We start from the raw sequence: 8,432 nt of genomic DNA, 5'->3' as shown, positions 1-8,432 counted from the left end.
GGGCGGAGGCGCTGACGTAGGCGACGCTGGCGTAGCTGTCGGCGGGGCGCCCGGCGGCGTCGACGCAGCGCACGGCCACCGTGACGCCCGTGAATTCGCCGCCGCCGGCCGCGGGGACCGGGAGCTCGTCCGCGGCGCAGCGGGCGGTGGGCTCGCCGTACGGGGTCACCTGGAACGAACCCGGGATCCGCGAAATCCCGGGGAAGCTCACCTGGTAACGGCCGACGCCGACCCGGCTGATCAGGTTCGTCGCCCCTGAGCTGTTCGCCGAGTACCAGGCCCAGGCGTTCACCGCCGGGCCCGGCGGGACCTGCTGGACCGGCTCTCCCGGACGAATGATGCCGGTGAACGCGTGACCGAAGCTGGCCGCGCCGGTCGGGATCAGCGCGTGGCCGCTGGTGTAGAGCAGCACGAACGGGCTGTCAGTCCAGGCGGACCCGCGCGCGCAGCCGACGAACACCGACTGCCGGTCCTTCTTCACCACCCGGCCCAGGGCGTTGCACCCCACAGGGCCGTCGCCGATCGCGTTGACCTGCAGGTTGTTGCCGTTCTTCGCGAACGCCGGCCCAGTCAGGTCGATCGTGTAATGCCCGGCGCCGACCCGGTGGACCTCGATCGTGCCCGGCCCGCTGACGCTGTAGGCGTTCGCCGGGTGGGACGTGGCGGCCGACGCGGCGTCGGACCGGAGGTAGGCATACGCGCCGCCCGGGGACGGGGCCGGGGCCGGGGCCGGGGTGTCCGGCACGTGGCTGAACAGCGCGGTGAATCCGGAGTCGGCCGGCGTCCCCGCGGCGTCACGGCAGGTCAGGTCGACCTGCTCGTCCCGGCCGGCGGCGTCCCAGCGCACGACGTGGCAGGAGACCACCGGCGCGGTGGTGTCGACGACGGCCGCGGCCGGGTCCAACGCGGTGACGATCGCCGCGCCGCGCCCGGCGGCCACGGCGATGCCGGGGAAGGTCACCCGATAGCCGCCAGTCTGCCGCCGCATGACCGTGACCTGCGCGGCGGCGCCCGCCCCGCCGGCGGTGCGCCAGCTCCCGGCGCTCTGCGTCGCCGGGACCACCGTGGGCACGTTCCCCGAGGGGCTACCGGGCGCGGTGAAGCGGGCGAATCCCCACACCGGCGCCACGGCCGCCCCGGGGCTGCCGGTCGGCGTGGCCGACCGGGCTGATCCGCCGACGCCGGGGCGGCCCGGGTCGGACCTGACCGTGCGGGCCGCGTCCCGCGCCCGGGACCGGCCGTCGTCGCGGTGGTCGCCGTCCGAGCATGCGACCAGGGCCAGTAGCGCCGCCGCGCAGCCCAGCGCGCCGGTGACCCGGGCGACGCGGCCGGCCATCCTCACCATGCGGTGCCTCTCCCTCACAACAAGATCTCGTCGCCACGACAATGGCATATCGGGGGCATCGGGAGCGGCCCGCGACCGCTCCGAACCCTGTCAATCCGCTGACAACCAGTTCGTAAGGGGAGTCGGCGCCCCGACAGTCCTGCAACAGGGGACACTCACCTAAGATTTTCCCCACGCGATCCGCCATGCCGGCGGGTCGGGACACAATGATCGTCCAAGGGTCGGTGCGTGACACCGGCGGGCCCGCGCCTCCTGCGTGCCGCCCGCCCGGACCGCGATCGGCACGCGGCAGGCAGGGGTACAGGTCGATGGCGTCATCGGATGCTGAAGTGGCGGCGTCACGCGCCGTCCCGCTCGGCCCGGACGACCCCCGCGAGCTCGGCTCGTACACGCTGCTGGGCAAGCTCGGCCAGGGCGGCATGGGCATGGTCTACCTGGGCCGTTCGGAGAAGGGCCGGCTCGTCGCGATCAAGGTGATCCGGACGGAGGCGGTCGGCAACCCCGAGTTCCGGGCCCGGTTCCGGCTGGAGGCGGAGACGGCGCGCCGCGTCGCCCGGGTCTGCACCGCCGAGGTCCTCGACGCCGACCCCGACGCCGAATGGCCCTACCTCGTCACCGAGTTCATCGAGGGCGAGACGCTGGCGCGCTACGTCCAGCGCAACGGCCCGCTCGCCGATGCCAACCTGGAGCAGCTCGCGGTCGGCGTCGCCGCGGCGCTCACCGCCATCCACAGCGCCGGGATCGTGCACCGCGACCTCAAGCCCGCCAACGTCATCCTCTCCCCCTTCGGCCCCCGGGTGATCGACTTCGGCATCGCCCGGACGGTCGACGCCGGCAGCGGCCTGACCGGCGACCTGCAGCAGCTCGGCACGCCCGCGTTCATGTCCCCCGAGCAGATCGAGAGCCAGCCGATCTCCTCCGCGGTGGACATCTGGGCGTGGGGCGGCCTGATCGCCTTCGCCGCCACCGGGCACTACCCGTTCGGCGACGCCTCCGCCCAGGTGCTGCTCTACCGGGCGCTGCACGAGGAGCCGCGCCTCGACGACGTCGACCCGGCTCTGCGCCCGATCGTCTGGCTCGCGATGCGCAAGGACCCCGCCACCCGACCCAGCGCCCAGCAGCTCATGCTGCGCCTGCTCGGCGACCCCTCCGGCACCGGCCCGGACGCCGCCGCCGCGGTCGATCCGCAGGACGTCACGAACGTCCTACAGGGCTGGAACCTGCCCGTCCCGGGCGCCACCGGGGCGCACGCGGCAGGTCCGACCGCAGGCGCCGTGGGCACCGGACCGGCGGCGGACGTCGGCGGGCGCGGGGTGGCCGCCGCGGCAGCGGGCGTCGGCGGGTACACCGCCGACCCCGACGCCCCGACTCGGCTGCCGACCGGCCTCGGCGCGCCGGTGCCGCCGCAGCCGGCGGGCGGCGGGACCGTCGCCGGCCAGTCCCCCACCCGGGTCGGCGCCGAGGCCGGCGGCCCTTCCTGGCCGAGTGGGCCCGGCGGGAGCGGCGGTCCTGGTGCGCAGTCCGGTGCGGGCGCCCGCAGCCGCAAGAACCGCGTGCCGCTGCTCGTCGGCGGCGGCGTCGTCGTGGTCGGCGCGATTCTCGCCGGCGTTCTCGCCCTGGCCTCCGGCGGCGACGACAACGCCAACGACTCCGGTTCCAGCGTGCAGCCCACCGCTTCCGCGGCGGGGACGGCCGCACAACCAGCCGCCTTCGCGCTGCCCCGCTCACCCAAGCCGCTCAGTCGCGACACCGTCGTCTACGCCTCCAACCGCAGTGGCAACTATGATCTGTTCACCGCCCAGGTGACCGATGACAACCGGCTCCTGAACGAGAAGCCGCTCGTCACCGACTCCAGCGGCGAGGTCCTGCCGGTGATCAGCCACGATCGCAGGACCGTCGTCTTCTTCAAGAAGGACAGCCCGAAGCCACTTCAGGCAATCGCCGCCGACGGTTCGGGAAAGCCGGTGCAGCTGTTGGCCGCCGGCGCCGCCGTCCACCTGACGATCCCGGACGACTCGCGTCCCTCCCTGTCCCCGGACGGTGGATCCCTGGTGGTGCGGTCCACCTCCGACGCCACGGGAGCGGCGCTCACCGGGCTCTACATCGTCAAACTGGCCGACGGCAGCGTCAGCCGGATCGAGAACGCGGCCGAGCAGGCGTCGGACCCGGCCTGGTCACCAAGCGGCGATCGCGTCGCCTACTGGTCCAACGAAGGAGGTGGCGACCGCGGCTTCATCGTGACGATTCCGGTCAAGCCCGGTGCGCAGCCCACCCGCCTCACCGCTGGACAGGGTAACGGGGATTCAGACCCAGCCTGGTCACCGAACGGCGACAAGATCGCTTTCACTCGGGAGCAGAGCGGCGACCTGGAGATCTTCGAGATGAACTCGGACGGCTCCGGTGTCCGCCAGCTCACCCATGCGCGCGGCGACGACCAGGACCCCGCTTTCGGCCCCGACGGCCGCATCGTCTTCTCCGGCCAGCGCGACACCACCAACCCCAACGCCCGCCAGCTGTTCGTCCTCAACCCGAACGACCCCGCCACCGGTGACCGCCAGCTCACCACCCAGGGCGGCTTCAACGGCCACGCCCGCTGGAACGCCGGCTGACCCCGCGCCCTCTCCGTTACCACCCAATGTGCGCCAGAGCAGAGAACGTGACAGGCATTCGCGATGGGGACCGGCGGTGCCGCCTTTTCCACAACCGTTCGGGCTCGTCCACAGATGCGCGGTGAGAGCCCCGTGAGCCGGGCCCGAGCCGCAGACTTGGCGGATGGATCAGGCCCACGACAGGTGATCGCCCTCGCCCGGCAGCAGGATGACGTCGTCACCCGGGCGCAAGCTCGTGCGCTCGGTCTGTCCGATCACGGTCCCGGGGAACAACGGAACAGCGGTTGGCGCTAAGCGATTGATCCTGCTGGCTACTCGGTCTGCGTGGGCTGGAGAACCTGGTCCTGGAGGCGCTGGCGGAGGTCGACTTCCTCCGGGGTGAGCGGATCGTCTGGCCGCCGGATGCGGACTCGGCGGGGGCGGGGGATGTCGTCGACGTCCTGAAGGTCGGCGAAGTCGGCGCGAGCTGCCGCGTCGAGTCCTTCGAGGGTCGACTCCCGGATGTTCTCCCGCTCGGTCTCCGCCATCGCCGCGAAGAACGCGAACAGTAGACGGCCCGGCCCGCTGGGGTCGTACATCCCGGGCAGGGGCCCGGCGAGCATCTCCAGGACCAGGCCGTGGGCGGTGAGGTGGTCGGCGAGCGCGGTGAGTTCGGCGGCGTCGCGGCCGAGTCGCTTCATCTCGTACCCGGTGAAGATGACGCGGCAGTGCGGGGCGTGGGCCTTGATCTGCCGGGCGAGCGCGAGCGCGGCCTGGAACTGGGGGCGGACCCGAACGCGGGTGCTGATCTTCTCGGAGAACACCTTGTCGCGCGGGATGCCGTGCTTGGCGAGCGCGTCGAGCTGGGACTGGAGTTCCTGAGTGAGCGTCGAGCACCTCGCGTACCCGATGCGGATGTCGGCGGTCGGGATGTCCGGTGCGAGGGCGAGCGGGACGGAGGTGCCAGCCGCCACGGCTGTCCGGGCTCCCGGTTGGCGGACGTCGGCACGCGCAGGAGCTTGGCGAGCCGGGGCACCTTGGTGAAGCGGCCGGTGTGGTGGATGCTGGCGACCGCGCCGGCGCGCGAGCGGCACGGCGAGCCGGGCTCGGCCCGGCAGCGCGGGCAGAGGTGGCGTTCGACTGTGGGATCTGAGCGGCAGCTGCATTCCCGGACGTCGGGATTTCCCGGGGAGTGGGGATTGCGCACCACCGGCGCGGCGTCGGCCCGCGGGCTCAGGTGAGAGCGGCGACCAGCAGGGCGAAGGCGGCGATGATGACGGCCACGCGGACGTAGTGGTACCGGCCCCAGCGGTGCACCTGCTGCTTCCAGTCGGCGGGCCGGTTGTCAGGGGTCCACGTCTTGCTCCGGTTGTTGATCGGGACGAGCAGCAGGAGCGACATGACCACGCTGAGGAGCAGCAGCGCGCCGGCGGTGACGACGAGGCCGGTGCCGAGGTGGTGCCGGCCGGCGACGGCCCAGACCGCGACCAGGACGAGCGAGCCGATATACCAGACCGGCATCACAGCGCCGAGCATCCGGCCCCCGTGGGCGTGGCCGAGTTGGCCGCTGTCCTCGGGGAGCGCGTTGAGGATCGGGTTCATGACGAAGGCGACGGAGAACTCCACCCCCACCATCACGCCGACGACCACGATGGTGACGACCTCGAGTGCGTTGAGCATGACGACCCCTCTTGGTATCTAGCATCGCTAGGTGATGAGGCAACGCTAGTACTACTGATGCTCTGTTGTCTAGCGGCGCTAGGATCGAATCATGTCGGTACAGGAACGCAAGGAGCGCGAACGGGCGGGCCGCGAACGTCTCATCGTGGCGACGGCCCGCGAACTCGCCGAGCAGCAGGGTTGGGACGCGGTCACCACCCGCCGGCTCGCCGAGCGCATCGAATACAGCCAGCCCGTTCTCTACAGCCACTTCCGCGGCAAACGGGAGATCATCGGCGCCGTCGCCCTCCAGGGCGCCGCCGAGCTAGCCGCGGCGGTGCGCGCCGCGACCGCCGCCGCAGACGGCCCGCGCGAGCGGGTGTACGCCCTCGCCCGCGCCTACCTCGACTTCGCCGCACGCAACCCGGCGGTCTACGACGCCATCTTCCAGCTCGACGGCGGTCTCCCGTACGCACAGGAGGACACCCCGGAACCTCTCAAGGACGCTTTCGCCGCGCTGCTGGAGTGCCTCGGCGAGGTCGCCGGGGACGGCGTACACCCGGGGCTGTTCACCGAGGTGTTCTGGGCGTCCCTGCACGGCCTGGCGACCCTCACCCGGGCGGGACGGCTGCCGCCGGAGGACACCGAGCCGAGGGTGGAGCTGCTGGTGGACCGGCTCCCCATGGTCTGACACACCACCCCGGCGGGCACGCAGCCGGGGCCCTCGGGCCCCGGCGCTGCCTGCCTGCGGCAACGCTTCCGGTCGCTCGCGTCCACACGGCGCGACCGCAGATCGCCGGGCCACGTCCTCGTCCAGGACGTCATGCTCCCGCTCCTCGGGTGGCAGGGCCCGCAGGTGGTCGACGGCGGCGTCGAGGTAGCGCGTTGTCCAGAGCACGGCGGCATTAGCGAACAGGTCCAAGGCATCGTCGATCGCCGCCGCCTCCAGCGACCGAACCACCGCGGTGACCATCGCCGTGCGCTTCGGTTCCGGGGTGCGGGCCAGGTTCGGGGCCTTCGAGCCCAGCCCGCTCTTCGCCAGTGCGCTCAGCCGGTTCGGCGGAATCTGCTCGACCTTCACCTTCCCCAGGCGGAAGGCCGCGATCTCGTCGACCCGCTCCAGCACGCCCTTCATCGCGTTGCCGGTGGTCCGAGTCGGCGGCCGGCGCATCCGCTCCAGCTCCGAGAGCCGCTTTCCCTCCGGCACCTCCAGCAGCGCGACCAGGTCCCCGGGCAGCGAGGCGTCCGCGAGGCGGGCCGCGTTCGCCACCGTCGCGTACAGCCGCTGCTCAGCGATCCCGCGCACTTCCGCGACCTGCCGGGCCAGCACGCTCACCCCAGGCAGCAGCACCCGGTTCCGGCGCAGCCAGTGCACCGACTGGTTGAACAGCGCCACCGGCCCCTCGGCATTCGTCCACGCCCTGCCGTGCAGGAACATACGGAACAACCGGCCCCACTCCGGGTCTTCGTACTGGTGGTAGCCGTAAGGCGTCCCGTATCTCCCACGCGTGCTCGTACGCCGTCTTCAGCCGCTCGGGGTACTGCTTGATGCACGAGACGTCCTCGATGCCCGGCTCCTGGCCGAGGTGCTCGATGACCGGCCACGGCACCGCGAGCGGGTCCAGCCCGACGTAGCGCACTGTGCACATCTGGAGCGCGAATCCAAGCCGGTTCTGATCCCCACGCCGCTTGCCGATCAGCGCACGGTCGACGTCATCGAGGTAGCAGAACCTCTCCAGCTCGGGCCTCGTCGGCTCCTCGGCGAACTTCCCGTACGCCTCGGCCTGCCCATCAGTCAGAAATTCCACCGGCACGGCCGGACCGTAGCCCCGCGGCGACCAGCTCAACCGAGCTTTGCCGAACCTCGGCAGAGCCGTTGGACGCTCTGCTAGAAGGCAAGATCAGCCCTTGGCGCCAACCGCTGTTCCATTGTTCCCCGGGGCCGGACCAGCTCGGTGCGCCGCACGCCTGAGGACAGGGCGCTGTGGTGCGACCGAGACGTAGTCATCACCGTCGTCGACGCCATGCTGCACGAACGGAGGCTCACCGTAGCCGACCTCGTGGATCTACGCCGTCGCGTGGAAGATCGCCGCGGCGTCGACCGGGCCCGGTCCTGGTGGGGGATGATCGACGGAAGGGCGGAGTCGCCCCTGGAGACGCGGCTTCGCCTGCTGCTCGGCGACGCCGGCCTGCTACCCGACGAGACGCAGTGGCCAGTGCACCATCCAGCGACCGGAGAGTTCATCGCCCGGCTCGACTTCGCCTGGCCGACACTCCGCCTGGGAATCGAGGCGGACGGAGTCGGCCCCCACAGTGAGCCGCAGGCCCTGCTCCGCGACCGGCGCAGTCAGAACGACCTCGTCCGGCTCGACTGGGAGGTCCTCCGCTTCACCTGGCAGGACGCGGCCCCCGGTACGCCGGCTGCGCGACGCACGACGGTGATTGTCCGCACCGCGCTCGCCGACGCCACCGCCCCGGGTAGACGCCGTCTCCGACGCTGATCCCTGATCTCAACCCCAACCCCAACCCCGACACCGGCACCGCTACCGCCACCGGCCACCTGCGCGGAGCCGCACGCACCCACAGCACGCGCTTGGCCCAGGCGATGGGTAGCCCCCGATGGCCGGCCGAGCGAACGGCCGGCCGTGGCACACGAGGATCACCGTAAGCAACGATCATCGAAACGCACAGCGACCGAGGCTGTCACCGCCGAGCAAGTGCCGGCCATGGCAGCCCCGGTCGCCGGGGCACGCAGAGAAGAACACGAAGCGAAGGAGCGCGCGAAGCGCGCACCCTCTCTTTGCCGAAATGTCAGCGCGGGGGGCCGCTGACGGGGGTGG

6 protein-coding genes and 2 pseudogenes are annotated in these 8,432 nt (G+C 71.9%); 3 read left to right on the top strand and 5 right to left on the bottom strand.

The genetic code is table 11. The annotated features are described in order from the left end of the window. Window positions 1–1,345 (bottom strand): hypothetical protein (locus NBZ83_RS27010; protein WP_261576044.1); only part of this gene is annotated, 1,345 nt, incomplete at its 3' end. Window positions 1,346–1,653: 308 nt separating this feature from the next. On the opposite strand from NBZ83_RS27010, the gene NBZ83_RS27005 reads away from it, so the two are divergent. After that, a complete protein-coding gene (locus NBZ83_RS27005; protein ID WP_261576043.1) occupies window positions 1,654–3,954 on the top strand; it encodes a protein kinase domain-containing protein in 2,301 nt (766 codons plus the stop codon). Between the two features lie 311 nt (window positions 3,955–4,265). On the opposite strand, the gene NBZ83_RS27000 is transcribed toward NBZ83_RS27005, so the two are convergent. Both NBZ83_RS27000 and NBZ83_RS26995 read right to left on the bottom strand, forming a co-directional pair. After that, on the bottom strand, window positions 4,266–4,907 hold the full coding sequence (locus NBZ83_RS27000) for a recombinase family protein (RefSeq protein WP_261576042.1): 642 nt from the start codon (window positions 4,905–4,907) through the stop codon (window positions 4,266–4,268). Window positions 4,908–5,166: 259 nt separating this feature from the next. Beyond that, window positions 5,167–5,613, bottom strand: a complete 447-nt coding sequence (locus NBZ83_RS26995; RefSeq protein ID WP_261570556.1) for an anthrone oxygenase family protein — start codon at window positions 5,611–5,613, stop codon at window positions 5,167–5,169. A gap of 91 nt (window positions 5,614–5,704) precedes the next feature. Between NBZ83_RS26995 and NBZ83_RS26990 the strand changes: the two genes are divergently transcribed. Continuing rightward, entirely contained in the window at window positions 5,705–6,283 is a 579-nt protein-coding gene (locus NBZ83_RS26990) for a TetR/AcrR family transcriptional regulator (protein WP_261570555.1), read from the top strand. A gap of 672 nt (window positions 6,284–6,955) precedes the next feature. Here NBZ83_RS26990 and NBZ83_RS34690 read toward each other — a convergent pair. Both NBZ83_RS34690 and NBZ83_RS34685 read right to left on the bottom strand, forming a co-directional pair. After that, a pseudogene (locus NBZ83_RS34690) lies at window positions 6,956–7,030 on the bottom strand (hypothetical protein); the annotation flags it as partial. Between the two features lie 61 nt (window positions 7,031–7,091). Beyond that, window positions 7,092–7,400 (bottom strand): annotated as a pseudogene (locus NBZ83_RS34685) (DUF4158 domain-containing protein); the annotation flags it as partial. Between the two features lie 147 nt (window positions 7,401–7,547). Between NBZ83_RS34685 and NBZ83_RS26980 the strand changes: the two are divergent. Further along, window positions 7,548–8,093: an endonuclease domain-containing protein gene (locus tag NBZ83_RS26980; RefSeq protein WP_261570553.1), complete on the top strand. Its 546-nt coding sequence runs from the start codon at window positions 7,548–7,550 to the stop codon at window positions 8,091–8,093. Window positions 8,094–8,432: the final 339 nt, after the last annotated feature.

This window comes from Frankia gtarii, from assembly GCF_025403375.1.
In the GTDB taxonomy this organism is placed as follows: Bacteria; Actinomycetota; Actinomycetes; order Frankiales; family Frankiaceae; genus Frankia; species Frankia gtarii.
This window is presented reverse-complemented; position numbering and strand designations above follow the sequence as displayed.

Excerpts from the sequence above, each read along its gene's own strand:
- NBZ83_RS27005 (WP_261576043.1), top strand. The coding sequence starts at position 1,654 with ATGGCGTCATCGGATGCTGAAGTGGCGGCGTCACGCGCCGTCCCGCTC.
- NBZ83_RS26995 (WP_261570556.1), bottom strand. The coding sequence starts at position 5,613 with ATGCTCAACGCACTCGAGGTCGTCACCATCGTGGTCGTCGGCGTGATG.
- NBZ83_RS26990 (WP_261570555.1), top strand. The coding sequence starts at position 5,705 with ATGTCGGTACAGGAACGCAAGGAGCGCGAACGGGCGGGCCGCGAACGT.